This window comes from Gimibacter soli, assembly GCF_028463845.1.
GTDB lineage: Bacteria > Pseudomonadota > Alphaproteobacteria > Sphingomonadales > Kordiimonadaceae > Gimibacter > Gimibacter soli.
In genome coordinates this window covers 1,070,885-1,097,250 of record NZ_CP116805.1, presented here as the reverse complement: position 1 = coordinate 1,097,250, position 26,366 = coordinate 1,070,885, and the positions used below count along the sequence as shown (strand labels likewise).

Genomic DNA, 26,366 nt, shown 5'->3' with positions numbered 1-26,366 from the left:
GCCCCGGTGGATATCCGCCGGGGCTTTTCTTTTGCCTCAGTCGTCCATCATCCCGAGGAAACGGGCTGTGATACCGATTGTATCGACCGCGCCGTGCGCGATGATCAGCGGCCACATATTGCGCCGTCCGAACCAGAGGTAAACGAGCCCGAAGGCGACCCCGACCGCGCCAGTCATCAGGGCGCCGTGCATGCCCTGGTACACAAGATGCCGGTATCCGAAGAAGGAGCCGGAAAGAACGACTGCAACAAGGAGTGCCACGCGGCTGCCGCCAAGGGCGGTCCCCAGTCGGTTGATGAAAAAGGCCCGGTAGATCAGTTCCTCGAAAAAGGCAGCATGGGTCCAGATGACACCCATGAGGATCAGATAGGCAACAAGGTTGCCTTCCACGTGATCGAACCGGCCGCTGGTGCCTACATCCTCAAAGAAATGGTCGGCCACCCCCTGCATGGCGCTGAGCGCCACGATATAGATGCCGAAAACCAGCACGGCGAGCCCCAGCGTCTTCAACCAGCTTTCCGGGCGCCGGAAGCCGAGATCGGCCCAGCGGAGCCCGCGCCGCCGCAACAGCAGCGTCCCCACGATCATGGCCGATGTGGTGGAGCCAGCCCCTGCAAAAAGCTGGGTATGCGGACTGAGCGCCCATTTTACGGTGACAAGCACCGCCAGGATGATGATGAGATCAAGAAGGGCGCCGATATCGAAATGACCGGTCGCCCGGGGCAGCGACTGGCTGCCGGGGCTATTGTTTTCCATGTTTGTTTCCTCTCTGCGTCCGTGCCTTTGCGGCTTGCTGGACGTCGCTGTCGCCCGTCAGGAGACACAGGAAGAGACTTTCATGTCAAGGAATTGGGCTGCCATTCGGGCTCGCATCAGCATCACCCGGCCACACATAAAGCGGCCCAAGACCACGGGTGGCAAAGAAATGCGGCAGACGCCCGTCATCATGCAACTGCTGCAAAAGTGCCGTCAGCGCCTCCGCACTGATCGGCCCGTCCTTCCGTGTCAGCGCTGGCAGGCGAAATATCTGATCGACCTCGGGACTGACCAGAATGGCATTCAAAAGGGCGGGTCGCTGCAGCATCTCGCCGATCAGGAAGCTGCGCGCCACGATGCCGACTTCTGCCATACCGCCTTCCACCAGGCGCATGACCGCTGGTTGGCTATCCACCAGCTGCAGGTCGAATTTCGATGTCAAAGTTGCCGAATCCGCCTCGAATCCGGCGAATCGATAGTGGAAGCCACGCACCGCCGCAATCCGGTGGTGGGCGATGGTCTCAAAGAAGCCTGGGTTTGATGCCTGCTCGCGGCGGGCGACAAAAATTTCGGCGTCATTCATCAGAACGGGGGTTGCCTCAACCGCCACGCCGCTTTCTGCCCAGCCCCAGCGTGGCATCTCGAAAAAGAGGACGTCAACCTTGCCCGTTTCCATCATCCGGTAGCGGCGCTGCGCCGGGATCACGAGAAACTCGAACCGGTAGGTTGCCTGCGCCTCGTTGAGGAAGGCGACAAGATCGGGCGTCAGCCCACCCGACGCCGTGACATAGGGTTCGAATTCATAGCCCGCCACAACAACAGGAATGGGGGCGGGCGGCGCGGGATGATCGTCTTGCGCAGCGGCGGTGTGCGCTACAGCAAGCGAAAGAAGCGTCAGAAATATGATGCGGAGGGCCGACAATGGCATTGGACTCCGGTACAGCCTTACATGATCTGAATGTGGGCCCGAGCGCCTGACAAATCAAGGACAGGCCGCTGTTACTGCACCCGACTTTGGTCGACACAGGCGTCAAACGCGGCCTTCAGGCGTGGCATGAAACCGGGGTGGGCGGCGGCGAACTCGGGCGATACTTCAAAGCGCATCGGCAACTTTGAATGCAGGATGAGCCCTACCCGGCCAGCGGCACGCCGCTCGATCCCCACGCTCAGGACCGGTCGGATATCAGCCGCCAGAAACGCATCAAACCGTCCGGCCATCAGGTTGATCACCATCGTATCAGGATCGTCCGATCCGTTGACAACCATATTGGAGCGCCGGCGGATATAACGGTCGGGATACGAGCCCGGAAACGCGCTGATTCGCGCCTTGGCCCAGAATTCGGGGTCATCCGGCAGAAGCGCGCTGTCTTTCCTGAGATACCAGTAGATTGCCATGTCACCAAGATGACCCACAACCCGGCCGTCAAGGCGGGGCTCGCCGGTATCGTAAGTCGGGAACCATATGTCGAGCAGGCCTTGCTGTTGCAGCCGGTCCGACCGCGACATGGACGTCGCTTCAAGGGCGTAGGGAATGCCAAGCTTTTCCGAGGCACAGGCGAGCTGGTCTACCCCCGGCCCCTTGATGGTGCCATCGCGCTGCACCATGCCGTAAACGCCCTCGCCATGCGTAAAAACCCGGAGAATCGCCGGGTCAGCCGCAACAACAGGGCTGGCAAACACCAGCACAATAAAAAGACGCCTCAACACGCCAAACACGTCAGTCCCCCAACCAAACGTCCCCGCACACACCGGGGTTACCGATCGGCAGTCGGGCAACGAAGCATGCGCAAGCCGCTCCGTCAACCGGTTTCACGGCCTTTATCCTTGATTTCAGCCCGGAATCGGGATACACCGCGCCCCGACTCGTCCCCTCATTCCGAAGGGCCGGGGAACCCGCCCTTGCATCCCTGGAGGAAGCGGCGGTCGTATGCGGGATTGGCCCGTATGCGCACAACGAATTCGGAGCTAGTGCCATGGCACAAATCGTTTCGCTGAAAGCGGAAGCTCGCGACCGGGTTGGCAAGGGAGCCTCCCGTGCAGCACGCCGCGAAAATATGGTCCCCGCCGTTATTTACGGTGACAAGAAAGAACCCGAGTCGATTCAGGTTGCCCTGAACGAGATCGTTCGTCTGATCAACCGTGGCGGCTTCATGTCGCACACCTACGAGATCGACGTGAACGGCAAGAAAACCAAGGTTCTGCCGCGCGACCTGCAGCTGCACCCCGTTTCGGACGTCCCGATGCATATCGACTTCCTGCGTCTCGCCAAAGGCGCGACCGTCGTTGTTCACGTGCCCGTGCATGTGATCGGCGAAGAGAAGTCGCCGGGCCTGAAGCGTGGCGGCACCATCAACCACAACCGTCACGACATCGACCTCCATGTTCCGGCTGACAATATCCCGGAATTCATCGAAGTGTCGGTTGAAGGCCTCGACATCGGCGAAGCCGCGAAGATATCGTCCGTGAAGCTGCCGAAAGGCTGCACCCCGGTCATTACCGACCGCGACTTCACCATCGTTTCGATCGTGGCACCGAGCGGCATGCGCTCGGCTGAAGCTGCGGCTGAAAGCGAAGAAGAAGCCAGCGAGTAATCGCGGATCGCGGGGGCAACCCCGGCTGGAGGGTTTTGACTCATGCTGCTGTTCGTCGGTCTCGGCAATCCCGGCAGCGAGTATCAGAACCACCGGCACAATATCGGTTTCATGGCGGTGGACAGGATTGTCCGCCGCCATGTTTTTTCGCCCGAACGCACCCGCTTCAACGCGCTTGTTTCGGAAGGCATGATCGGGGGCGAGAAAATCCTGACGATCAAGCCGCAAACCTTCATGAACCGCTCGGGCCAATCGGTGGGCGAAGCCATGCGCTTCTACAAGCTGACACCTGCGGACGTGGTGGTTTTCTATGACGAGCTGGACCTCGCCTTTGCCAAGATCAAGGTAAAGACGGGCGGTGGGGCCGCAGGCCACAACGGTATCCGGTCGATCGACCAGCATATCGGGGCCGACTTCATGCGCGTGCGCCTTGGCATCGGCCATCCCGGCGACAAGTCACGGGTCACCGGCCATGTGCTTGGCAATTTCGCGAAGGCGGAAGAAGACGAGCTCGACAAGCTTCTGGATGCCGTGGCTGCCGAATGCGGCTGGCTGGCAAAGCGCGACCCGGTCCGTTTCATGACCGATGTGGCGCGTCACCTGCAGCCGCCGAAGCCCGAGAAAAAAGCCGTAGCGGCGCCCGAGACGGCGAAGCCCAAGGCAGACTATAAACACGAACAACCCGACGGGCCGCTCGCGGCGGCACTCCGGGCCTTCAAGAACGGAGACAAGTGATGGGTTTCAAATGTGGCATCGTCGGCCTGCCGAACGTCGGTAAATCGACCCTTTTCAACGCGCTGACCTCAACGGCAGCTGCGGCCGCTGCCAACTATCCCTTCTGCACCATCGAGCCGAACGTCGGCCAGGTGCCGGTGCCGGACGAGCGTCTTTATAAGCTTGCCGCCATCGCAGGCTCCAAGGAAATCATCCCGACCCAGCTGTCGTTCGTGGATATCGCCGGCCTCGTGCGCGGTGCCTCGAAAGGTGAAGGCCTTGGCAACCAGTTCCTCGCCAACATCCGCGAAGTGGACGCCATCGTCCATGTGCTGCGCTGCTTCGAAGACGATGACATCACCCACGTTGATGGCCGTGTTGACCCCGTGGCCGACGCCGAGACGATCGAGACCGAGCTGATGCTCGCGGACCTCGAAAGCCTTGAAGGCCGCATCAACGGCCTCACCCGCAAGGTGAAGGGCGGCGACAAGGAAGCCATCGTCACCATGGCGATGATCGAAAAGGCCATCAAGGTGCTGGAAGCCGGTGAGCCCGCCCGCAAGGTGGAACCCGCGAACGAGGACGAAGTCCGCGCGCTTGAAATGCTGCAGCTTCTGACCACCAAGCCGATCCTTTATGTATGCAACGTCGAGGAAGACGCAGCCTCCACCGGCAATGAGTTCTCCGAAAAGGTGAAAGCCATGGCGGACGCACAGGGTGCGGCGTGCGTGGTGATCTCGGCCGCAGTCGAATCCGAAATCGCCCAGCTTGATGATGAAGCCGAAAAAGCCGAATTCCTCGAGACCCTCGGCCTTGGCCAAACGGGCCTTGCCCGCGTGATCCGCGCCGGGCACGACCTCCTGCACCTCATCACCTACTTCACCGTTGGCCCGAAAGAAGCCCGCGCCTGGACCATCGAAAAAGGCACCAAGGCCCCGCAGGCAGCCGGTGTGATCCATACCGATTTCGAGAAAGGCTTCATCCGCGCCGAAACCATCGCCTATGACGATTATATCGCCCTGAACGGCGAGACGGGCGCGAAGGACGCCGGCAAGATGCGCCTTGAAGGCAAGGAATATGTGGTGAAAGACGGCGACGTCCTCCACTTCCGCTTCGCCAACTGAGGCAAGTCACAGACTTTCGATACAGAAAAGGGCCGGGAAATTCCCCGGCCCTTTTGCTTTGGCATGATGCGCTGTCAGCCTGCCTTCAGTGCGGCCAGCATCCTGTCTTCCCAGCCGACCACGGACTTGCCGGTGATCAGTTCTTCCATGATCGCCAGATGCTCCGCCCAGCCGTCGCTGTGGCTCTCGACCTGCTCTGCCCGCACGGCCTCGGCCACCGCGCCCCAGCCTGAATGGGTGAGCGTGAGATCGGTGCCGCCGTTGACGGACGCCAGATCGATTGCCACCAGGGTATCGACGCCTGCGATCTCGGTGAAGGTCCAGTTGAAGACGAACCGGCGGGGCGGCGTCATCTCCCTGACGTGACAGGCGACTTCCCCGTCCCCGCACTGGATTTTTGTCGCGTCATAGACGAAGCGGAAGCGTTCCCCCGCCTTCAGCGGGCCATCGACCCGCATCAGCCAGCGCCCCAGCTTCACGGGGTCGGCGAGGTATGACCAGACGGTCTCGATGGGGGCATCGATCCAGAGTTTGCGTGTAATATCCTGCATGATGATTTCCTGTGCTGTCAGGTGATTTCAGTTTTTCCGGCGGTCGGCGGCCACTTGCCGTACCAGATCCTCAAGCCCTTCGGCCCAGCCGCCGTCGTAATCGGCATGCTGTGCGGCGCGGACGGCTTCGGGCACCTTGTCCCACCCGGCATGGGTGAGGGTCAGTTCGGTGGCGTCGCCGTCGGCCTTCAGATCGAAACTGACAAGGGTGTCGACATTCTGAAGGCCGCTGTAGGTCCAGGTCATGGCGAGGCGCGTGGGCGGCGTCATTTCCGTGACCGTGCAAGGATGGACGAAGCAGGTCGTGCCATCCGGCGTCGGACCGTCATAGATGAGTTGGAACGATCTGCCCGGCGCGATTTCGCCCTCAAGCCGCATCAGCCAGCGCTGCAGCTTTTCAGCATCCACCAGATAGCGCCAGACGATCTCGACCGGGGCTTCAATCCTGATCTTGCGTACGATGTCCTGCATGTCGTGCTTCCTCTTCTGCGAGTGCTTTCAGTGTATCGAGACGGCTGTCCCAATAGCGGTTCAGCGTTTCGGTCCAGGTGATCACATCGCTGAGGCCCATGGGCTTCAGGCGGTTGACGCGCTGGCGCCCCACGCTATGGGTTTCCACCAGTCCCGCGCGCTGCAGGATGGAGATATGCTTGGCAACGGCTGGTCGTGACAGGGCCGGGAAGGCAGCTGCCAGTTCTCCCGCCGTCCGGTCGCTCAGCGCCAGCAGTTCGACAATCCCCCGCCGCGTCGGGTCGGCAACGGCGGCGAAGACATCGGGGCTGGCTTGATCGGCGGCTTGTGACATGGCTTTCCTTATGTGTAACCTTTTAGTGACGTTTTTATATGTCACCATTTAGTTACGCGTCAAGCCAAAAAGAAGCCCCGGCAAGCACGCGCCTGCCGGGGCCGGATTTCCGAAGGCGGATGCCTTCTTATTTCTGCTTCACGACCTTGCCACCCTTCATGACGAAGTCGACATCCAGAAGTTCCTTGATGTCGCCAAGCGGGCTGGCCGAAGTGGCGATGATATCAGCGGCCTTGCCGGGCTCCAGCGTGCCGAGGCTGTCGGATTTGCCGATCAGGTCTGCCGCCGCCACCGTTGCCGATTCCAGCACCTGCATCGGGGTCATCCCGGCTTCCACCATCAGCACGGCTTCGCGCGCGTTGTCGCCGTGGTGCGAAACGCCGCTATCGGTGCCGTAAGCGATTTTCACGCCGGCCTTCACGGCCTTGCCGATATTGGCCTTCATGGCCTCGCCCACTGCCAGTGCCTTCTCTTCCTGTGCGGGGGAGAGGACATCGGTGTTGTTGGCAAGGTCCACAACCGTCTGGCCCGCCAGAAGGGTCGGCACCAGATAGGCGCCGGTTTTCTTGAAGAGCTTGAAGGTTTCATCGTCAGCATAGGAGCCATGCTCGATGCTGTCGACCCCGGCGCGGAGGGCAGCATTGATGCCCGCCGCCGCGTGGGCATGGCTTGCCACCTTGCGGCCCATGGCGTGGGCGGCTTCAACCACCGCCTTGATCTCGTCGTCCGTCATCTGCTGGCCGGTGCCGGTGGCGATATCCGAAAGCACGCCGCCGGTGGACGCGATCTTGATAAGATCAGCGCCATATTTGATGGCGTGGCGGGTGGCGCGGGTGCAATCGTCGGCGCCGTCGCAAAGCTCTTCCTTGTTGGTATACAGGTCCAGCAGTTCGTGGTTCATGCCATCCACGTCAACATGACCGCCGGTGATACCCACATGGCCAGCCGCGATGATGCGCGGCCCCATGACCCAGCCTTTTTCCACGGCATCGCGGAAGGCAAACATCTGGTCGGTATCCGAACCGCAATCCCGCACCGTGGTGAAGCCGGCGTCAAGCGTACGCTGGGCATACATGATCGACTGCATGCCGACGTCTTCTTTCGACAGCAGTACCTGATTGCGGTAGCGATCGCCGCCCAGTTCGCCCTGCAGGTGGACATGCATGTCCATCATGCCCGGCATCACGAACCGGTCCTTCAGGTCCAGATATTTGGCGTCGGCACCGAAGCTGGCGGCATCCTGATAGCCGTCAACCACGGCTTTCACCTTGCCGTCCTCGATCACCAGCGTCTGCGCCTTCAGGGACGCCTTGCCGGGCACCGCCAGAAGCTCGCCGGCGTGGATCACGGTGGTTTCCGCCATGGCGGCGGTCGAAGCGCCGGCCATCAGGGCGACGGCGGCCAGTTTCATCAATTTTTTCATGGTATTTCCTCCCACTTGAAAACTTGCGCGGCAGTCTGCCACAGCCGGTTCGCGAACCAAGGGGTTAAGCGACCGGCCTATTCACAAAGACGTGAAGATTCGTGACGAAAGTTTAGCGCCTAGCGCGAAGCGACGGACTCAGCCCCGGAATCGGAGACTTCACTCGCCACCATGATCATCCGCACCGTTCCCCAGCCGGACCGCATGCGCGCCCGGATCGGCAACCAAAGACCCGCCACCTCGTCGCGCTGCAGCCAAAGGCGAAGGCCACGAAGGTCGCCCTCCAGCGTGCCATCGCGTTCGTCGTCATGCCCCCGGTCCTTGGCGGCCAGTTCCTTGGCCTCGCGCTTTTCGCGCTTTTTGCGTTCCTTCTCGGTCTCGATGGGCTTGCCGGCCACGATCTCGCTCGTCAGGCCGCAAGCCACCGCTTCGCCTGCAATCGGGCTGTGGCGGCTTTCCGGCACTTCGTCCATGCCGTCAAGGCACCGCACCCGGAAATCAATCACGCTGCGGCCTTCAAAGCTGCGCCACACCCGGTCGCTTTCCACGCCGCCCGGCAAGGTGGCACCGCTGACCGCTGCCACCAGCAGCGACAGGGGATCAGGCCCCGTCTGCTGGTCTTCGGGCACGGGCTCGCGCTTGTCGTCCTTCAGCCATTCTTCCGGCCAGTCCTGCTCGATACCGGCCACCCGGCCTGTATCGTCGTAGCGGATCATGCGGCGGTAATCGTCCCCGCCCCAGCGGCCTTCGGAAACATACCGGTCAGGCGCCAGCGTACCATCGGGCAGGATATCGCCGGTGGCCGACGCCCGGCTTTCCCCTTTTGAGAAAAGCGAAAGAAGACCCCGCGTACGGAAGGTCGTTTCGATCTTGTAGCTGTCCTCATCGGTTGTCAGGCGCACGTCGCTTTCACCGATCAGGAGCCCGCCCCAGCGGAACTCGTAGGATGCCTCATGTGTTTCGGCACGCACCGGCAGGGCAGCCATCAGGCTTGCCGCCGCGGCACCGATAAAAAGGGGTCTGAAACTCGCTGTCATTTTTCTTTCCTTGCTTGACGAAAGGCGGGCGCGTCGCCACGCTCTCGCTTCTCAAGGGAGAAGGATAGAATGTTCAAAATCTTTCTGGAAGACCTCGTTGTCGGAAGTGTCGAGACCTTCGGGTCTTATGAGGTCACCCGTGATGAAGTGATCGAGTTTGCTTCCAAGTACGATCCCCAGCCGTTTCATCTGGATGAGGAAATGGCCAAGAAGTCGGTTTTCGGCACGCTGTGCGCCAGCGGCTGGCATACCTGCGCCATGACCATGTCGATGATGGTGAAAAACCTGATGGGCCGGGGGACGGCCAGCATGGGCAGCCCGGGCGTCGAGCAGTTGCGGTGGCGCCAGCCTGTGAAGGTCGGCGAAGTATTGAGTGTGAGGACGACGGTGCTTGATGCCCGTCCCTCCGAAACGCGGCCCAATCTCGGGCTGTCAAAATCACTTATTGAAACGCTCAACCAGAAAGGAGAGGTGGTGATGGACTTCACGGCAACCATGATGATCCTGCGCCGCCCGACACAATCATGATCCGTTTGACCCTTGCTATCAGCCTGTCGCTTTTCTCCGGTGCCGCCCTTGCCAGCAACGAGGAAGCCCTCATTCAGGCCTGCGTTGAGGAACACCGCGACCTTGGCAAATGCCGCTGCGCACACGCAGAAATGAAAAAGGGCCTGTCCGCCAAGGACTATGAAACCTTCACGCTGATGTCCTTGAAGGCGAATGAGCTGAAAGATAATCCGAATGCCATGGCCCAATTCATGATGAGCGGCATCGTTGACATGACGGACATGGGGCGCTTGGCACAGGTCATGGCCGAGGTAGGCATGAAAGCTGCCAAGACCTGCAACATGGAAGTCGTTATGCCGGACTCGCCTTTCGGCGAGTGACAAGACGCGCCTTCACACGCGGCACCATCAGCACCAGATAGATCGCGCCGTACACCAGCGGCTCGATCTGGATGCCCTTTCGCATCATGAAGAAATGGATCACGGCAAGAGGCGTGATCCCGTAAACCGCCATGTGCAACTTGCGCCAGCGCCGGCTGCCCATGCAGCGGATCCAGCCTTTCGTGCTGGTGACGCCCAGCGGGATGAGGAGCAAGAGTGCCGCCATCCCCACGGTGATATAAGTGCGCTTCAGGATATCGGCCCAGATATCATCCCACGCGAAATAAAGATCGAGCCAGACATAGCTGGTGACATGCGCGAGCGCATAGAAGAGCGCATAAAGCCCGATCATGCGACGGAACAGGATCGGCTTCGGGCTTTTGATCAGCTTCGAAAATGGCGTCACCGCTAGCGTCAGCAACAGGAAACGCAAGGCCCAGTCGCCGGTGAAGCGGTTCGATGCTTCCTGCGGGTTGACCCCAAGCCCGTTCGGCAGCCCCTGAAAGGCGAAGTACCAGCTGTAGGCAAGCCACAGAAAGGGGGCGAGCATGGCCACAAACGCCAGTGGCTTAAGCCCGAACCGCAGCAAATTCATTGGCACTTTCGGCATCAATAATTCTTCTGAAGGTCCATGCCGCGATAGAGGTCCGCAACCCATTCGCCGTAGCCATTGAACATCAGGGTCTCACGGCGGCCGAATTCACCGATGCGGCGCTCACGCGCTTGGCTCCAGCGGGGGTGGTCAACCTCCGGGTTCACATTCGAATAGAAGCCATATTCGCTCGGTGCCGATTTCATCCAGGCAGTGCGGGGCATATCGTCTGTGAAGCTGATCCGCACGATCGACTTGATCGACTTGAAACCGTATTTCCACGGCACCACAAGGCGCACGGGCGCACCGTTCTGGTTTGGCAGTTCCTTGCCATAAAAGCCGACTGCGAGGAAGGCGAGCGGGTTCAGCGCTTCATCCATCCGCAAGCCTTCCACATAGGGCCAGTCGATCACCGGCCAACGGATACCGGGCATCTGGCTTCTATCGGCAAGCGTTTCAAAGCGCACGAATTTGGCGCCGGATTGCGGGGCCAGCTTGCGGATGAGGGGGGCAAGCGGCACACCCAGCCACGGGATCACCATCGACCATGCCTCCACGCAGCGCAGCCGGTAAATGCGTTCCTCAAGGGCGTTGTAATCCACGATATCCTCGAGCGCATAATTGCCGGGCTTGTCGGTCATGCCATCGACCTTCACGGTCCACGGCGTCACTTTCATCCGCCAGGCCTCGGCCGCCGGGTCATCCTTGTTGGTGCCGAACTCGTAATAATTATTGTAGCTGGTGACCGCGCCTTCAGGGGTCAGCTCCTCGCCCGGATCAAAATCCGATTTCATCGCCTTCAGGGGGGCAAGGGTGCGAGTCTCACGCGCTGATGCCGCGATACCGCCGAGGGCCGTGAGGCCAAAAAGCGCACCAGCCCCCGCCATGATCTGCCGCCGGTTCACATAAACCGACTGCGGCGTGACTTCACTTTCCTTTTCCTGCCAAGGGCTTGACCGGCGAAACATGACTTCGCTCCTCTACTGGATGACTTGCCCCACCCTAGTCTTCATGGCGCTCAAGGCCAAATAACGAATCCTTTTACTTTTTGTGAGGGATTGGGAGCGTATAACACCCAGCATGTCTGTTTATGTTTAGAGTAGTATCCGAGTTGACGGTAATGACACCGATTGATCTGAGTATCTTATGCAAGGATGAAGCAGCGAAGGCGCTCGTCGACCTTTGGCTTCACCTCAGCGCGGAAAGCGTGGCCGCTACAGGGCGTCGCATTCCCGAAAAGGCTGCTTTCACGCCGATGAAAATCGCGCGGTATCTGCCTTACATCTTCATGCTGGAGTGGACCGACGCGGGCGAACTGCAGATCCGTCTGGCCGGCACTGCCTTCAGCGCCCATTTCGGCCGCAACCTGACAGGCCTCAAGATTGATGATCTGCCGGAAAGCCTGCTCACCAAAGGCGAGATGGATTATTTCCTGGCGCTGCGCACCTTCCGGTGTGCCGGCAGCCATGAAGTCCTGATCAACGACAAGAAAAGCGGGAAAGCGATCCTTTACCGCTCGATCCACCTGCCGCTTGCCGACGCCAGCGGCCAGCCGCGCTTCATCATTGGTGCCTCCCGCGCCCTGCCGCCGCACATGATGAGCAAGACCGGGGTGGAAATGCGCCTCCTGCGGGATGAAGGCGCATCTTATCATTTTGCCGATCTCGGCTTTGGGTCGCCGATGGGCGGTCGGCTGTTCGCCGAAGTCGCCTGAGCCGCCTCTCCGCTTAAAGCTGGAAGTCGTAAACGCTGCCAAGATCGAGAATCTGGGTCAGTTCGTCGAGGGCTGCGAAGCATTCCTCGGCGAGCTTCGGGTCACCCAGGTCTTCCGGCATCAGCCGGTCGCGGTAATGTTTGTTCACCCATGCCCGAAGGTCGCTGAGCAACGCATCATCGATGAGGGCGCGACCGCCCATGGCCGCGCGGTCAGCGTCCGACAGTACAACACGCAGGCGCAGGCAGGCAGGGCCACCGCCGTTACGCATGCTTTGGCGCACGTCCATATAGTCGGCATGTTTGATCGGCCCGCCCGAGGCGATCAGCTTTTCCACATAGGCTTTGGTCGACGGCGTCTCGGCGACTTCAGTGGGCAGGATCAGTGTCATGCCCTCGCGGCCGGACACGCTGACAAGCTGGCTGTTGAAAAGGTAGGATTTGACCGCGTCTTCAAGCGGCACGTCTGACGAGGCAACTTCGACGAAATGCATGGGTGTATCACCCATGGCCTTCTGGATGGCACCGGTGAGCGCCGCGCTATCCTCAAACGCCTGATCATGGAAGAAGAAGACGTCGCGGTTCGACACGGCAACCACATCATTGTGGAAGGCCCCGGCGTTGATCGCCACCGGATTCTGCTTCACCATCAGCACCTTGCCGGGCTTCAGCTTGTGGTGCGTGGCGACCACATGGCAGGCCTCGACCGTATGCCGCCCGGGGAACTGAAGTTCCTTGGCCGTTTCAAACGCGCTGCGGCCATAGACAAACAGCTCCACCCCTTCCGAGCCGTGATCGGCGCAGAAGCGGTTGTGGTTCGCAGCACCCTCGTCGCCCAGATGCGTACCGCCGATCAGCGGCTCATGGTGGGTAAACCGGTCCCCTTCCGGGAACAGGCGTTTCAGCACTCGGGCGGTCGTCGGCGCCTCGATCGACCGGTGGAACATGGCAGCAAGGTTCGCGGGCGTGAAATGGGTGCGGCCGTCTGTTGTGTCAGGTGACGGCGAAACAGTTGCGGCGTTTGCCGTCCACATGGCGGCGGCGGAGGCCACATTCGCCATCAGGATCGGGCTGGCGCGGTAAGCATTCGCCACGATTTCAGCGTCCGAGCCCGTGAAGCCGAAGGCGCGCAGGGTTTTCAGGTGCGGGCGTTCGTGCGGCGGCAGGATACCCTGCACGAGGCCAAGACTTTTCATATGGGCCATCTTGTCGAGGCCCTGCAACGCCCCTTCCCGCGGGTTCGCGACACCGCCCTTGTTCTTGGCCGATGCCACATTGCCGTAGGAAAGGCCTGCGTAATTGTGGGTGAGGCCGACGAGGCCGTCAAAGTTCGCTTCTGTAAACGCCATCATTCGGCCCTTTCAAACACAAGGCCCTTGGGGTTGGCAGCGACCGCCACACGCCCTTCGGCCTGTTCCATCGTCGCCACCGGATAGGCGGCATAGTCCGCAGCATAATAGGCGCTCGGGCGGTGGTTGCCAGAAAGCCCGATCCCGCCGAAGGGGGCCGTGGAGGCCGCACCGGTCAGCTGCTGGTTCCAGTTCACGATCCCGGCACGGGCGCGCGGATAGAAGCTTTCAAACAGCGCGCGGCTATCCGAGATCAGGCCCGAGGCGAGACCGAAACGGGTGTTGTTGGCTTCCGCCACCGCCGCCTCGAAATCAGGCACGCGGATGAGCTGCAGAAGCGGCCCGAAAATCTCTGCGTCCGGTCGGGTTTTCACATCGGTCACATCCAGAAGACCGGGCGACAGGAAGGCCTCGCCGCGCGGCAGTTCAGCGCATTCCACAAGGGCCTTCGCACCTTTTGCGATCAGGTCGCCCTCCGCCTTCAGCACCATGTCGGCCGCTGCCGCACTGACAACCGGCCCCATGAAGACGTCCGCCGTGTCGGACCAGCTGCCAACGCGGATACCCTTCATGGCGGCGATCAACCGTGCGAGGAAACGGTCGCCCGCTTCCCCCACCGGCACAATCAGCCGGCGCGCACAGGTGCAGCGCTGGCCGGAGGAGACAAAGGCCGAAAGGATGGTCAGCACCGCAGCCGCATCAAGGTCATTAACCTCATGCACGATGAGCGGGTTGTTACCGCCCATCTCAAGCGCCTGGATGACCTCGGGCCGGTCTATAAGCGTCCGGGCGATTGACTGCCCGCCGCGCACACTGCCGGTGAACAGAAGCCCGTCGATGCCGGGGTCGCCGGCAAGCGCCTCGCCCACGGCGCGCGCCCCCTGGACAAGGTTGAAAACACCGTCCGGCAGGCCGGCCTTCATCCAAGCCTTGGCCATAAACTCGGCCACCGCTGGCGTCAGTTCGCTCGGCTTGAAGACAATCGTGTTGCCAGCGATGAGGGCGGGCACGATATGGCCGTTCGGCAAGTGACCGGGGAAGTTATAGGGCCCGAACACCGCCATCACCCCGTGCGGGCGGTGGGTCAGGCGCGACCGGATCAGGCCGTTGACCGCTTCCTTGGTGCCGGTGCGTTCCTCGTGGGCGCGCACCGAAATGCCAACCTTGTTGATCATCGCTGTGGCTTCGCCTTCGGCGTCCCACAGCACCTTGCCGGCTTCGCGGGCGATCAGCTCGGCAAGCGCTGCCTTTTCTTCCGTAAGGATGGCGGCATAGCGTTCTGCGGTGGCAATGCGGTCAGCAAGCGGGGTCATGGCCCATGAGTCGCGGGCGTCGCGGGCCGCAGCGACGGCAGCAGCAACTTCGGCTTCGGTCGCGGCAAAACCCGTCCACACCGTTTCCTCGTTCGACGGATCAATCGAGGTGAAAAGCGTACCGCTGCCTTCGATCCAGCTGCCGTTGATAAGATGTGCCATGTCAGTTCCGCTCCCTGTTCACTTTGCGCTCGCCGCGATTGAGGGGCGCGAAGATGAACTCGTCCCCCTTGGCGAGATCAAGGGCCTTCGCCGCCGCGTCAGGCATCCAGAGCCCGCTTGCGGTATCGACCACATTGGTGAGCGTGGCGCGAAAGCCTTCAAGGCTGGGGTTGGCGGCAAGATAGGCGCCCTCACCCGGCTGGCCGTCAACACAGCCGGCAAGTGTACCGCGCTCGGACGCACGCACCGTCCAGATACCGCGCTTGTGGACCTCGACCTCGGGGCCCGCATCGAAAATGTCGACAGCACCCGAGAAGTGGAAGCCTTCCTGTTCCAGAAGCTTCAGCGCGGGGCGCGCCCCATCGTGCGGGCGACCGATCACCGATTTGGCCGATTCCGGCAGTAGCACGGTATAGATCGGAAACTTTGGCATCAGGTCGGCGATGAACTGGCTGTTGCCCTGCCCGTTGATCCGGTCGGCTTCCGTGAAGCTCATGCCGAAGAACTGACGGCCGATGGCTTCCCAGAAAGGGCTGTTCTCGTTCTCGTCCACCCAGCCGCGGATTTCAGCAAACACCCGGTCGGCGAAGCGGTCAAGGTGTGCGGCGATCAGCAGGTAGCGCGCCTTGGCGAGCAGCTTGCCAAGGCCGGGCCGGCGATGCTCGGGGTCAAGGAACAGGGTCGCGACCTCGGTGCAGCCGACAAAATCGTTCGACAGCTGCAGAAGCTCGGTATCGATCCGCATCTCCGGGTCGTTCGACGCCTGCGTGATATGGAGGAGCCGGTAGCAATAGAAGGGCTTGTCGAGCCCGATGCCCGCCACCACCGCGCTGGTGCCGATGATGGCGCCGGTCTCGGTGTCTTCCATCACGAGGAAATATTTCAGCCGTTCGCCAAGCCCTGTCGGGTGGCTGAACGCCATGATCGAATCGGCAATCTTGCCTTCCAGCGTCGGGGCATGGGGCGGCAGCGTCGTCAGCCCCGTCCCTGCTTTGCTCGCGAGGGCCATCAGGCCGTCGATATCCCCTGGCGCTGCCGGTCTGACAACGATCATTCCCTTCTCCCCTTCATATTGGGCGCCGGTCGTTAGCCGCCGGCGCCTCGCTCGATATAGCCATCAAGCCGCCCGTCGGCGATGGCCATCAGAATGAGTGCCGACAGCCGGATGCGTTCGGGCAGGCTGTCGGTCAGCATATATTCGTCGGCGCTGTGGATATTGCCGCCGCGCACACCGAGCGTGTCCACGTTCGGCAGGCCCGCAGCGGCCAGATTGTTCCCCTCGCAGCAGCCGCCGGTCGGCACATATCTGACCTCGAAACCAAGATCGGCGCCGCAGTCGCGGATCAGCTCCATCAGCGCCAGATTGGCGGGGGTAAGGATTTTAGGCGGGCGATTGATGCCGCCGTGCAGATGCACCCGGTAGCCTTCACGGGCGTTCCAGAGGCCAAGGATTTCATCGAACCGGTCCTCGAGCCACTCGGCGTCTTCAGGCCGGGCGAGGCGCACATTGATGCGGCACTGGGCATGGTCCGGCACCACATTGGTGGCCGTACCACCGGTGATGACCGCCGGATTGACCGTGATGCCGGGGCGACCACCCGTGAGGTCCGCGAATTCCCCGATCAGGCTGGCAAGCGCCACCACCGCGTTGCGGCCCTTGTCGAAATCACGACCGGCATGGGCGGCGCGCCCCTCAACCACCAGCGTATAATTGCCGTTGCCCTTGCGCTCCCCGGCGAGCGTGCCATCGGCAAGGGCGGGCTCGTAAGTGAGGCCGATATGCGCGGTGCGGGCACGTTCGGCGAGAAGGCCGGCGCTTGCGAGCGACCCGGTTTCCTCGTCAGGAGAAAGCAGCACTTCCCAGCCCAGCTGGTTTGCGTAAGGGGATTTTTCAAAGGCTTCCAGCGCCGACAACATCACAAGAATGCCGCCCTTCATATCGGCCACGCCGGGGCCGTTGAGGTGCGTTTCGCTCAGGAATTCGGCTTTCTGGAAAGCGCTGTTTTCGGGGAAAACCGTGTCTGTATGGCCGGTCAGCAGCACGCGGCGATTGGCGGTGCCGCGTTTGATCAGCCGGATCGCCCGACCGTTTGGCACATTCGCCACCCGACCATTGCTTTCCACCATTTCGGTGTCCGGCAGGTCCACATAGGAAACCTCGGCGCCAAGCGTTGCCGCATGCGCCACAATGGCCTTTTCCATCCGCAGAAGGCCATAGAGGTTGCGGCTGCCGCTGTTGATTGCCGACCAGTCCGTGAGCACGCCAATGAGCGCGTCCGTGCGGTTGTCCACTTCATCCAGGATGCGGCGTGCTGCTGCCGCCTGGGTCAGGGTCCCGAGCATGAAATTCCTCTCCCGCATCGGGCCTTTGAAGTGGCGCCGATGCCTCCCTTCCTCGCTAGACTATGCCGGCGTGCCGGTCAAGCCGTGCCCGCGAAACGGCTTATAGCGTCGGTTCATCGCGCCCTTCGCACATTTCATCGCATCCCCCGCAGAAACCCTAAGGTTTCCGATACACTTTCGTTGCCTGACACGGGACCGCATCCGGGACCCACCCGGGGCGGCCGGCAAAAACGCCGGACCAAACACGAAAGCGAGGAATTAACGATGCAAGCCCTGATCGCTGATAGCGAAGAACTTTACCGACTGAGCCTGAAAGAAGTGGTGCGGGCCTCCGCCACTTTTGAAAGTGTCATCGAGGTCGGCACCGAGCACAGCTTTGTCACTGCTGCTGCCGGCACGTCGAACATTTCACTGGTCGTTGTCCGCCCGGCAAGCCTTGGCCGCGGCGCTGCCGACTTTATCAAGCTGGTGCGGCGCCTGTACCCGGATGCCGCCCTTGTCACCATCACCGAAGGCCAGGAAATTCCGCTGGATACCGCCGGCACCGGCCTCAGCGTGCCGCGCTCTGCCCCCGTCGGCATGATCATCAAGACGATCCGCCGGGCACTGCAATTGCCGGTCGACCATATCGGCCACACGGCAACACAGCCGGCGCGCCCCGACGTGGGCGCCGCCATGCGCGGCCACCGCACCGGTACGAACGGCTACCGCCTGAAGGAAGAAACGGTCGATCTCGGCCGCCTGTCCTTCCGCCAGAAGCAGATTCTGGCAATGGCGGCCGACGGCCTGCCGAACAAGGAAATTGCCGCCCGGCTCGATATCGCCGAAGGCACCGTGAAGGCGCACATGCATGCGATCTTCAAGGTGCTTGGCGTTTCGAACCGCACGCAGGCGGTGATCCGTTATGGTGCGACGGGGCAGGATAACGGGCGCTTCATGCAGCCCGCCACCGGCTGGATGACAGCAGGCGCCGTCTGATCCCTTAAAGCTTCCCGGCGAGATGCTTGATCACGCCCGAGAAATCCACACCGCCATGGCCGTCCGCGTCCATGGCGGTATATATTTCAGCTGACAGTTTTCCGAGCGGCGTGTTGGCACCTGCCCCACCTGCAGCTTCCATCGCCAGACGCAGGTCCTTCAGCATCAGGGCCGTGGCAAAGCCGGGCTTATAGTCATTATTGGCCGGAGTCGCGGGCACCGGACCGGGTACAGGGCAATAGCTCGTCAGCGACCAGCACTGACCGGATGCGTTCGACGCAATATCGAAAAAGACCTGATCATCAAGGCCGAGCGCGCGGCCAAGATTGAAGGCTTCGGACGTGCCGATCATCGAAATGGCCAGAAGCATGTTGTTGCAGATCTTGGCGGCCTGCCCGTTGCCCGATGCCCCGGCATGCACGATCTTCTTGCCCATGGGGGCCAGCACCGGCTCGGCGCGTTTGAAGGCTTCTGCCGTACCGCCGACCATGAAGGCGAGCGTGCCGGCCGTCGCGCCGCCGACACCGCCCGAGACAGGCGCATCGACCATGTCAAAGCCCTTGGCCACAGCCTTCGCTGAAACCTCGCGGGCGGTTGCCACATCGATGGTCGAGCTGTCGATAAGAAGCGCGCCAGCCTTGGCATGCGCGAATACGCCACCTTCGCCTTCGTAAACCGATTTCACGATGGCGCCCGACGGCAGCATGGTGAGGACAACATCGGCGTCCTTCACCGCGTCGGCAATAGCCCCTGCCGTTTTGCCGCCTGCTTCCGCGAAGGACGCGACCGCCGTGGCGACAAGATCGAAGCCCGTTACGTCAAAGCTGGCTTTGAGGAGATTTCTGGACATGGGCAGGCCCATATGGCCGAGCCCGATGAAAGCAATTTTTGTCATTCTTCTTCTCCGTTCCTTCAGCCAAGGCGGGCGAGATCAAGTTCCGCCGCGCTGCCGAGGGGTTCAAAATGGGCGGCCACCGCCTTGTCGCTGACATCGGCGAGGGTAGCGGGTGACCAGACCGGCTTCTGGTCCTTGTCGATCAGGATAGCCCGCACGCCTTCGTGGAAATCGTTGCCTGCGAGGATGTGGGTGACGATCCGGTATTCCATCAGCATCACTTCGCGGAAGGTTTCGGCAGCCGCACCCCGGCGCAGCTGTTCGAACGTCACTTTCATGCTGGTGGGTGATTTGGTCAGCAAAAGGTCATATTCTTTTACGGCCCATTCGCCGCCATCGGCCTTGAGGCCCGCAATGATATCCTCGACGCTGAAGCCCGCAAAAATCTCGTCAATCTGGTCCATGTGTGCGGCAAGCGGCGCCGGGTCAGGTTCCTTGTGGAATTTGGCGAGCACACCTTTCACGCAGTTGCCGCAGTGGATGTCGGCGTCTGCAAGCGCCTGCACGAGGGCAGGCACATCAGCAGAGGCCACCACATGCGTGGCGATGCCAAGCGCGAACAGGTCTGCCGCCTTCAGGCGTGCGCCGGTGAGGGCCAGATACATGCCCGCTTCACCCGGCAGGCGCGGCAGGAACCAGCCGCCGCCAACATCCGGGATAAGGCCAAGGCCGGTTTCGGGCATTGCAAACAGTGTTTTTTCGGTCGCGACCCAGAAATCGCCGGGGATGGAAACGCCGACCCCGCCGCCCATGCAGATGCCATCCACAAGGCTGACATAGGGCTTTTTGAATTCGTCGATGGCGACATTCATCAGATATTCGTCATGGAAGAAACCGCGCCAGTCGTCGGTGCCTTCCTTGTAGCTTGTGGACACTTTGACCACATCGCCGCCGGCGCAGAAGGCTTTCTCGCCAGCACCCACCACAACGACAGCATGGACGCGGGGATCGCGTTCCCAGTCCTTCAGGCCGGCACGGATGGCGTTGCACATACCTTGCGTCAGGCTGTTCAGGGCCTTCGGGCGATTGAGCGTGATGAGGCCGATCCCGCCTTTGATTTCAAACAAGACTTCAGGTTCGGTGGTCATCAATCAGTCCTTCAGAAGCGCGCGGGAAATGACAACGCGCATGATTTCGTTGGTGCCTTCAAGAATCTGGTGGACGCGCAGGTCGCGCAGCAGGCGCTCGATCGGATAATCCATCAGATAGCCATAGCCGCCATGCAGCTGGAGGGCGGCGTTGCAAACGTCAAAGCCGGTATCGGTCGCCAGCCGTTTCGCCATCGCCGCCGCCATCGTGGCGTCCGGAGCCTTCGCGGAAACCTTCTGGGCAGCGGCATAAAGGAGCAGTCGGGCAGCTTCCAGTTCGGTCGCCATATCGGCGAGCTTGAACTGCAGCGCCTGGAAATCGGCAATCGGGCGACCGAACTGGCGACGTTCCTTCACATAGGCGATGGCTTCATTCAGTGCGCGAGTGGCACCGCCAAGCGAACAGGCGCCGATATTCAGCCGCCCGCCGTCCAGCCCCTGCATGGCGATCCGGAAGCCGCTGCCTTCGCCGCCGATCAGGTTTTCAGCCGGAATACGGCAATCGTCAAACATCACGGCAGCCGTCGGTTGGCTGTGCCAGCCAAGCTTCTTTTCCTGCGCGCCAAAGGAAAGGCCCGGTGTGCCGTTCTCGACCACGAAGCAGGAAATACCCTTGGGGCCATCCTCGCCCGTGCGGGCCATCACGACATACACGTCGCTCGCCCCGCCGCCCGAGATAAAGGCCTTGGCGCCGGAGAGCACATAATGGTCCCCGTCTTTCACCGCCTTGGTTTTAAGGGCCGCAGCATCCGAGCCCGCACCGGGTTCGGTGAGGCAATAGGATGCCATCTTTTCAAGGCTCGCGAGGGAGGGCACGAAACGGGCGCGCTGCGCATCGTTCCCGAAGGTATCGATCATCCATGTCGCCATATTATGGATCGAGATCATCGCGGCGGTGGACGGGCAGCCCTGCGACAGCTGTTCGAACACCAGCACGGATTCAAGCCGTGTCAGCCCGCAGCCGCCATGCTCGTCGTCCACATAAATGGCGCCGAAACCAAGCTCGCCTGCGGCCTTCGCCACGTCGGCGGGCCACACTTTGGCTTCATCCCATTCAGCGGCGAACGGGGTGATCCGGTCGCGCGTGAAAGCGGCCGCCATATCCTGAATGGCGCGCTGGTCTTCCGTCAGTTCGAAATTCATCGGTCCCTCTTACTCCTGACCCTTCACACCCAGCTGCGTTTCAAGGAAGTGGGCGACACGGCGATACATGATCAGCCGGTTCGACAGCTTCCGCACGCTGTGGCCTTCATCGGGCCAGCGCAGGTAATCCACCGTCTGGCCCTTGTCCCGCAGCGCCTTCACCATCCGGTCGGATTCGGTGACCGGATCACGCGGGTCGTTGACGCCGTGGCTGAACATCATCGCGCCTTCGATCTTGCCGACCGTGTTGATGGGCGAGTTGACGGCATAGAAATCCTGCCATTTCTTCTCGCGGATATCGCCGTATTCGATACGGTCGGAGGCCTTGAGGCCGGGGCTTGCTTCCTCCAGCGCGCGGACCCAGTCGGATACGCCAACGATGGAAACGCCGGCCCGGAAGGTGCCCGGATAAAGCCCCATCACGGCATTGACCATATAGCCACCGTAGGAACCGCCCATCACCGCCGCACGGGTGCCATCCACCCGGCCATCCTTCTTCAGCCACGCCACCGCATCGGCCAGGTCGCGGACGCTATCCAGCCGCTTTTCCTGATTGTCGAGCCGTGTGTAGGTTTTGCCGTAACCGGTGGAGCCACGCACGTTGATATCAAGGACAGCGATACCGCGCCCCACGAGATACTGGGTTGCCGACGCCCATTCGGGCCGCGCCTGCGCGGTCGGGCCGCCATGTACGTCCACCACAACGGGCGGCTTCGCGACACCTTGCGGCAGATAGAGCAGCCCGTGAACAGTGACACCATCGCGCGCCTTGAAGGAGATGGCTTCCGGCCGCACCATGCGGGAGGCATCAAGCCCGGCCATATCGGGCGTCAGCACACGGTCCATGCTGCCATCCGTGACACGCCAGACGAAACTGTCGCCGGGGCTCGCCGGGCCGTTCACTGTAATCGCGAGCGCTGAATGATGCCCGAGCGCCCAGTTGAGCGACATCACGCCATCTGGCAGATAGGGCACACCCGCGGCGCGCTGATATTTGAAATCGTAAAGATGAAGTTTGCTGTAGCCGCCTTCATTGGTCGTCCAGGCGAGGTAACGCCCACCGCCGCACATAGCGACCTCGTCGACATCGACACCCTTGGCTGCTGCCGGGGCGAAGGGCACGGTCTTGCCGCTGGCGGGCTCATAGACCATCACCTGCGCATATTCGCCGTCGACATTCGAAGCGAAGTAAAGCTTCTTGCCATCGGGTGTCCAGTTGAAGCCTGTGTAGGCCGCCGCGACCTTCGGCTTGTAAAGCGCCTTCATCTCGCCCGTTGCCACGTTCAGGAGATGCACGTCAGCGGCGTCCTCGCCACGCGTTTCGGCAACCACAACCGTATCGGTGCCGGGCTGCCATGATTGCGGCATGAAGCCGAACTCGGCCTGATACACGAGCTTCGCCGTACCGGTATCAAGGTCGGCGACATAGATATCAAAATCGCGCCCCGTGCGTTCGGTGGAGGCATAGACGATGCGTTTGCCGTCGCCGTCGAAATCACCGAATGCGCGATAGGCATCGGAGGCCGGCAGGATCACCCGTTCGGACTTGCCGTCCGTGCTGATCATATAATAGGCCTCGCGCTCGTCGCCGTTATTGTCAGCGCCGTACAGAAGATGCATGCCATCCGGATGCCAGCGGAAGAAGGTGACGCCACCGCCGAAGGTCAGCTGGTGCGGCTGGCCGCCCGCCGTCGGCGCGATCCAGATTTGCGGCACGCCGGTCACCGAAGACACATAGGCAACAGCGTTGCCATCGGTGTTGGGCGCCACACTGCGCGCGCCGCGCGCCATCAGGAAGCGGCTGATATCGGCTGGATAGTCACCGGCAACACCGACGCTCACCGGTACCGGGGTGGGTGTATCCTCAGGATAGGGCCAATCGTCCGCCCACACTTGTCCGCCGGCAAGCGCCAGCATCATCCCCACAAACCATGCCTGCTTCATATCAATCCCCCGGTCACGCTGGACCCGTTTCCCATGATAAAGAGCCGGCGGCGTACCGCCGGCCCAAAGGCAGATATTTCAGGCCTATTCGACCGGATTACCGTCCACATCGAGGAAGCTGACTTCCCCGAGGCCGAGCTCACGCACGCCTTTTTCGATCTTGGCGCGGTCACCCACCAGCACCCAGGTCAGCCCTTCGGGCTTCAGATAGGTGTCGGCAGCGGCGCGGATGGTTTCAAGGTCCATGCTGCTGAAGCGTTCCTTCAGCGTTTCGGCGTGATTGTACGGACGACCGAAGCGGTCGTTCTGCAGCAGGTCACCCATCACATCGCCCGACGTTTCGATGGCACCCGGCAGCGCATTGATGCGGGTGTCCTTCATCTTGTCGAGTTCGGCTTCGGTAGCCGGACGTTTGCTCGTGTAATCGGTGACTTCCTTCAGCATTTCCTTCAGGCCGTCGACCGTCTTGTCGGTCTGGATCGGCGAATAGGCGATCCACATGCGTTCCCCGCGCGCGGCAAGCGTGGAGGAATAGGCATAGTAGGACCAGCCCTTGTCCTCGCGGATATTCATGTTGATGCGCGCCGTGAACTCGCCGCCGAGGATATCGTTCGCGGTATCGAGAACGAGCGAATCCTCAGCCCCGGTGCCTGGCACCAGCTTGGCCGCCACCACCATCGTCGAGGGGCTATCCGGCTTGTCGATGATCACCACGCGGTTGCCCGTCGGCGCAGCCACATCGCCAAGGTTTTTAGCGGGCTTCGGCACGGCAGGTGCCGCCCAGTCGCCAAAGGCCTTCTCGACCGATTTGATGGCTTCATCGAAGCCGATATCCCCCACAACAAAGACGGTGGCATTATCGGGCCGCAGCCAGTTCTGGTGGAAATTCACCAGATCGTCACGGGTCAGCGTCTTGATCGAATCTTCCGTGCCCGAGCCCGAATAGGGCACCGAATAGGCATGGTCGGCACCGTAAACAAGGCCCGGCAGCAGGCGCAGGGCGATCGGCATCAGGTCAGCCTTTTCCTGCGCAATCCCGGCGAGCCAGCGACCGCGCAGGCGGTCCAGTTCCTCATCCGAGAAGGCCGGGTGGCGCACCACATCGGCGAACAGGTCAAGCGAGGCATCAAGGTTCGGTTTCAGGGCCGACAGGCGCACCTGGCTGACATCAAGGTTGGAGCTCGAGCCGATCTCGGCGCCAAGCTTTTCAGCCTCTTCCGCCACTTCAAGCGCGGATTTGCTTTCGGTGCCTTCATCGAGCATCGACAGGGTGAATTTGGCGGTGCCGAGCTTGGCGCCCGCGTCCGCCGCATAGCCCGCATCGAACTGCAAGGCAACTTCGACGACCGGCACGGTGTGACGCTCGACAAGTACGAGCTTCATGCCGTTCTTGAGCGTTGCCTGCTGGATTGCCGGCAGCTTCAGGCTCGGCATGTCGCCAACTTCGGGCAGGCCCTTCTTGCGGTCCAGATCGGTCGCAATCGTCCGGAAGCTGGTGTCATAGGGCTTCACGGTCAGCTGGTAATAGCCCTTGCCGATCCAGTCGCGGCTTGCTTTCGCAACATCCGCCGTACCAGCCTTGGCCTGCCAGTCAACGATGGTGGCAACAAAGTTCGGGTTGCCGGTGTAAAGCTGGCCTTGGGCCAGCGCCACACCCTTGCCGCCGAAGCCGCCGATGCTTTCGAGCCCGCGCACGGTACCGGCGATGCTGGCGGTCTGCGCACGGGAAAGCTCTTCGCCTTTCGGGCCGTTCTTCAGATACTCGGTCATCACCTCATCGAGGATCGCTTCGGCCTTGGCCACATCCTCGGGGCTGGCGCCCGGCTTCATATCGACCTGGATTTCGAACAGGCTGGTGATTTCGAAGGGCTGCATATGCGCCGAAACGTTGGCGGCAAGCTGGCTCTTGTACACCAGTTCCTGATAGAGGCGACTGTTCTTGCCACCGGCCAGCACGCCAGCGGCGAGATCAAGGAGATAGGCATCGCGGTCGCCGCGACCCGGCACCGCCCACGTACGGTAGATGCGGGTGTTCGGCACGCGGTCGATCATTTCCTCGACCTGATTGGCTTCTTTCACCGGGACGAACGACTTCATCTTGGTGAGCGGCTCACCGGCGCCGATGTCGCCGAAATATTTCTCGACAAGCGGCTTGGCCGTCGCGGCATCGATATCGCCCGACAGCACGAGCACGGTGTTGGCGGCGCCGTAATATTTGGCAAACCACGCCTTCACGTCATCAAGGCTGGCGTTCGACAGGTCTTCCATCGAGCCGATGGTGGAGTGGCGGTAGGGGTGGCCGGGCGGGAACAGGCCTTCAAGCTGGGCATATTCAACCTTGCCGAACGGCTGGGCATCACCCTGGCGTTTCTCGTTCTGCACGACGCCGATCTGGTTGGTCAGCTTTTCCTGCGTCACGGCGCCCAGAAGGTGGCCCATGCGGTCGGATTCGAGGAACAGCGCTACATCAAGCGCCGGGGTCGGCACCGTTTCGAAATAGTTGGTGCGGTCGAACCAGGTGGTGCCGTTCAGGTCCTTGCCGCCGATGCTTTCGAGCGGCACGAAAACCTCGCCGTCGAAGTTTTCCGAGCCGTTGAACATGATATGTTCGAAAAGGTGCGCAAAGCCGGTTTTACCGGCAGGTTCATCCTTCGAGCCCACATGATACCAGACGCCGACCGAAACGATGGGCGCCTTGCGGTCTTCATGCACGATCACGGTCAGGCCGTTCGGCAGCGTGAATTTCTCGTACGGGATATCAACCTTCATGCCCGACAGCGAACCGGCAGGTGCCGCGCTTTCGGACGACGGCTTGTCCGCCGTGGCATTATCGTTGTTGGCGGCGGGTTGGCAGGCGGCGAGTGCCGATAGCGCAACGGCGCCCAGAAGGAGCGTTTTCAGGCTTTTCATAAGGTTCCCCACTGTCGTTCCGGTCTTGTTGATCCGGATGTTGGCATT

Annotated in this window: 26 protein-coding genes; 7 read left to right on the top strand and 19 right to left on the bottom strand. The window is 61.5% G+C overall.

All coding sequences use genetic code 11. The features are described 5' to 3' along the window. Window positions 1-36: 36 nt before the first annotated feature. From PH603_RS05300 to PH603_RS05290, 3 genes are all read right to left on the bottom strand, one after another. A complete protein-coding gene (locus PH603_RS05300) occupies window positions 37-756 on the bottom strand; it encodes a CPBP family intramembrane glutamic endopeptidase (protein ID WP_289504948.1) in 720 nt (239 codons plus the stop codon). Window positions 757-841: 85 nt separating this feature from the next. Then, window positions 842-1,684: a type 2 periplasmic-binding domain-containing protein gene (locus PH603_RS05295; RefSeq protein ID WP_289504947.1), complete on the bottom strand. Its 843-nt coding sequence runs from the start codon at window positions 1,682-1,684 to the stop codon at window positions 842-844. 71 nt (window positions 1,685-1,755) lie between these two features. Further along, a complete protein-coding gene (locus PH603_RS05290) occupies window positions 1,756-2,472 on the bottom strand; it encodes a hypothetical protein (RefSeq protein WP_289504946.1) in 717 nt (238 codons plus the stop codon). 257 nt (window positions 2,473-2,729) lie between these two features. Between PH603_RS05290 and PH603_RS05285 the strand changes: the two genes are divergently transcribed. From PH603_RS05285 to ychF, 3 genes are read left to right on the top strand one after another with little or no spacing between them, the layout of a single operon-like run. Beyond that, a complete protein-coding gene (locus PH603_RS05285; RefSeq protein WP_289504944.1) occupies window positions 2,730-3,347 on the top strand; it encodes a 50S ribosomal protein L25/general stress protein Ctc in 618 nt (205 codons plus the stop codon). 42 nt (window positions 3,348-3,389) lie between these two features. Beyond that, window positions 3,390-4,082 carry an aminoacyl-tRNA hydrolase gene (pth, locus tag PH603_RS05280; RefSeq protein WP_289504943.1) on the top strand — a complete coding sequence of 231 codons (693 nt, stop codon included), beginning with the start codon at window positions 3,390-3,392 and terminating at the stop codon, window positions 4,080-4,082. Then, entirely contained in the window at window positions 4,082-5,185 is a 1,104-nt protein-coding gene (ychF, locus tag PH603_RS05275) for a redox-regulated ATPase YchF (protein ID WP_289504942.1), read from the top strand. The genes pth and ychF overlap by 1 nt, the downstream gene beginning before the upstream one ends. Window positions 5,186-5,259: 74 nt before the next feature. Here the strand turns inward: ychF and PH603_RS05270 are convergent, their stop codons facing one another. The 5 genes from PH603_RS05270 to PH603_RS05250 form a co-directional block, all read right to left on the bottom strand. Further along, complete coding sequence (locus PH603_RS05270) at window positions 5,260-5,736, bottom strand: SRPBCC family protein (protein ID WP_289504940.1); 477 nt, start codon at window positions 5,734-5,736, stop codon at window positions 5,260-5,262. A gap of 27 nt (window positions 5,737-5,763) precedes the next feature. Beyond that, a complete protein-coding gene (locus tag PH603_RS05265; RefSeq protein ID WP_289504939.1) occupies window positions 5,764-6,207 on the bottom strand; it encodes an SRPBCC family protein in 444 nt (147 codons plus the stop codon). After that, window positions 6,176-6,541 carry an ArsR/SmtB family transcription factor gene (locus PH603_RS05260; protein ID WP_289504938.1) on the bottom strand — a complete coding sequence of 122 codons (366 nt, stop codon included), beginning with the start codon at window positions 6,539-6,541 and terminating at the stop codon, window positions 6,176-6,178. The genes PH603_RS05265 and PH603_RS05260 overlap by 32 nt, the downstream gene beginning before the upstream one ends. Before the next feature lie 127 nt (window positions 6,542-6,668). Continuing rightward, the gene (locus tag PH603_RS05255; RefSeq protein ID WP_289504937.1) at window positions 6,669-7,964 is read right to left on the bottom strand and encodes a metal-dependent hydrolase family protein; all 1,296 of its coding nucleotides are present in this window, start codon (window positions 7,962-7,964) and stop codon (window positions 6,669-6,671) included. 119 nt (window positions 7,965-8,083) lie between these two features. After that, complete coding sequence (locus tag PH603_RS05250) at window positions 8,084-9,001, bottom strand: DUF3108 domain-containing protein (RefSeq protein ID WP_289504936.1); 918 nt, start codon at window positions 8,999-9,001, stop codon at window positions 8,084-8,086. Window positions 9,002-9,070: 69 nt separating this feature from the next. On the opposite strand from PH603_RS05250, the gene PH603_RS05245 reads away from it, so the two are divergent. Both PH603_RS05245 and PH603_RS05240 read left to right on the top strand, forming a co-directional pair. After that, the gene (locus PH603_RS05245) at window positions 9,071-9,529 is read left to right on the top strand and encodes a MaoC family dehydratase (protein WP_289504935.1); all 459 of its coding nucleotides are present in this window, start codon (window positions 9,071-9,073) and stop codon (window positions 9,527-9,529) included. Next, window positions 9,526-9,888 carry a hypothetical protein gene (locus tag PH603_RS05240; protein ID WP_289504934.1) on the top strand — a complete coding sequence of 121 codons (363 nt, stop codon included), beginning with the start codon at window positions 9,526-9,528 and terminating at the stop codon, window positions 9,886-9,888. The genes PH603_RS05245 and PH603_RS05240 overlap by 4 nt, the downstream gene beginning before the upstream one ends. On the opposite strand, the gene msrQ is transcribed toward PH603_RS05240, so the two are convergent. Together msrQ and msrP are read right to left on the bottom strand one after the other, a co-directional pair. Beyond that, the gene (gene msrQ / locus PH603_RS05235; RefSeq protein WP_289504933.1) at window positions 9,860-10,498 is read right to left on the bottom strand and encodes a protein-methionine-sulfoxide reductase heme-binding subunit MsrQ; all 639 of its coding nucleotides are present in this window, start codon (window positions 10,496-10,498) and stop codon (window positions 9,860-9,862) included. The genes PH603_RS05240 and msrQ overlap by 29 nt on opposite strands. Continuing rightward, window positions 10,498-11,448 (bottom strand): protein-methionine-sulfoxide reductase catalytic subunit MsrP, encoded by a 951-nt coding sequence (msrP, locus tag PH603_RS05230; protein ID WP_289504932.1) that lies wholly within the window; start codon window positions 11,446-11,448, stop codon window positions 10,498-10,500. The genes msrQ and msrP overlap by 1 nt, the downstream gene beginning before the upstream one ends. Before the next feature lie 152 nt (window positions 11,449-11,600). On the opposite strand from msrP, the gene PH603_RS05225 reads away from it, so the two are divergent. Then, entirely contained in the window at window positions 11,601-12,194 is a 594-nt protein-coding gene (locus PH603_RS05225) for a PAS domain-containing protein (protein ID WP_289504931.1), read from the top strand. 13 nt (window positions 12,195-12,207) lie between these two features. On the opposite strand, the gene astB is transcribed toward PH603_RS05225, so the two are convergent. From astB to PH603_RS05205, 4 genes are read right to left on the bottom strand one after another with little or no spacing between them, the layout of a single operon-like run. Beyond that, window positions 12,208-13,545, bottom strand: coding sequence for an N-succinylarginine dihydrolase (gene astB / locus PH603_RS05220; RefSeq protein WP_289504929.1), 1,338 nt, complete (start codon window positions 13,543-13,545; stop codon window positions 12,208-12,210). Continuing rightward, complete coding sequence (astD, locus tag PH603_RS05215; RefSeq protein ID WP_289504928.1) at window positions 13,542-15,017, bottom strand: succinylglutamate-semialdehyde dehydrogenase; 1,476 nt, start codon at window positions 15,015-15,017, stop codon at window positions 13,542-13,544. The genes astB and astD overlap by 4 nt, the downstream gene beginning before the upstream one ends. A gap of 1 nt (window position 15,018) precedes the next feature. Continuing rightward, window positions 15,019-16,071, bottom strand: coding sequence for an arginine N-succinyltransferase (locus PH603_RS05210; RefSeq protein ID WP_289504927.1), 1,053 nt, complete (start codon window positions 16,069-16,071; stop codon window positions 15,019-15,021). A gap of 32 nt (window positions 16,072-16,103) precedes the next feature. Then, window positions 16,104-17,360, bottom strand: coding sequence for a hydrolase (locus PH603_RS05205; RefSeq protein ID WP_289504926.1), 1,257 nt, complete (start codon window positions 17,358-17,360; stop codon window positions 16,104-16,106). 264 nt (window positions 17,361-17,624) lie between these two features. On the opposite strand from PH603_RS05205, the gene PH603_RS05200 reads away from it, so the two are divergent. Continuing rightward, entirely contained in the window at window positions 17,625-18,338 is a 714-nt protein-coding gene (locus PH603_RS05200; RefSeq protein ID WP_289504925.1) for a helix-turn-helix transcriptional regulator, read from the top strand. Window positions 18,339-18,342: 4 nt separating this feature from the next. Here PH603_RS05200 and mmsB read toward each other — a convergent pair whose 3' ends face one another. The 5 genes from mmsB to PH603_RS05175 form a co-directional block, all read right to left on the bottom strand. Then, window positions 18,343-19,233, bottom strand: a complete 891-nt coding sequence (gene mmsB, locus PH603_RS05195) for a 3-hydroxyisobutyrate dehydrogenase (RefSeq protein ID WP_289504924.1) — start codon at window positions 19,231-19,233, stop codon at window positions 18,343-18,345. 17 nt (window positions 19,234-19,250) lie between these two features. Then, complete coding sequence (locus PH603_RS05190; RefSeq protein ID WP_289504923.1) at window positions 19,251-20,321, bottom strand: enoyl-CoA hydratase/isomerase family protein; 1,071 nt, start codon at window positions 20,319-20,321, stop codon at window positions 19,251-19,253. 3 nt (window positions 20,322-20,324) lie between these two features. Then, a complete protein-coding gene (locus PH603_RS05185) occupies window positions 20,325-21,464 on the bottom strand; it encodes an acyl-CoA dehydrogenase family protein (RefSeq protein WP_289504922.1) in 1,140 nt (379 codons plus the stop codon). 9 nt (window positions 21,465-21,473) lie between these two features. After that, window positions 21,474-23,408, bottom strand: a complete 1,935-nt coding sequence (locus PH603_RS05180; protein ID WP_289504921.1) for a S9 family peptidase — start codon at window positions 23,406-23,408, stop codon at window positions 21,474-21,476. An 84-nt stretch (window positions 23,409-23,492) separates the two neighbouring features. After that, window positions 23,493-26,318, bottom strand: a complete 2,826-nt coding sequence (locus PH603_RS05175) for a M16 family metallopeptidase (RefSeq protein ID WP_289504920.1) — start codon at window positions 26,316-26,318, stop codon at window positions 23,493-23,495. Between the last annotated feature and the right edge of the window lie 48 nt (window positions 26,319-26,366).